Origin of the sequence: Vibrio sp. 10N.222.46.A1, assembly GCF_041473595.1 — a bacterium.
Classification (GTDB): domain Bacteria; phylum Pseudomonadota; class Gammaproteobacteria; order Enterobacterales; family Vibrionaceae; genus Vibrio; species Vibrio tasmaniensis_A.
On record NZ_JBFRSN010001879.1, the window covers coordinates 1 to 456 of the forward strand.

Here is a 456-nt window from a genome sequence, read left to right on the forward strand (position 1 = left end):
TCCTTGAAGCTGGTCTTGTTTATCTCTGTGACGACATCTGCAACTTATGCTCTCAATGAGTTTTTTTTACGTCAGGACTTTATAGTTTGTCTGATTGTTGTTGAGCCTCTCTTGTTCTTTGTCTTTTATAACAATCTAAAAGCAAGGCAAGTAGAGCGTTTTAAAACTAACTTTCCAGACGCTTTGAACATTTTGAGTGGGGCCATTTCTTCAGGGCAAAGCATCATTCATGCCTTCGAGTATGTAGGTAAGCAGCTTGATAACGAAGTGGGCAAAGAGTTCAAATTCATGGCTGAGCGTTTACTTATTGGTGAAGACCCTGATGACGTTCTTGAACGAAGTAGCAATACGTTTCCGTACTTAGAGTACTTTTTCTTTGCTTCAACGATAAGAATCAATTTGGCTAGAGGTGGACAACTCAAAGATGTGATCAACAAAATAAACCGACTTATGTTC

The 456-nt window shown here is 39.0% G+C and carries 1 protein-coding gene; it reads left to right on the plus strand.

Annotated features, from left to right (window positions below):
• Positions 1-456 (plus strand): type II secretion system F family protein (locus AB4496_RS29740; RefSeq protein ID WP_372133739.1); only part of this gene is annotated, 456 nt, incomplete at both ends.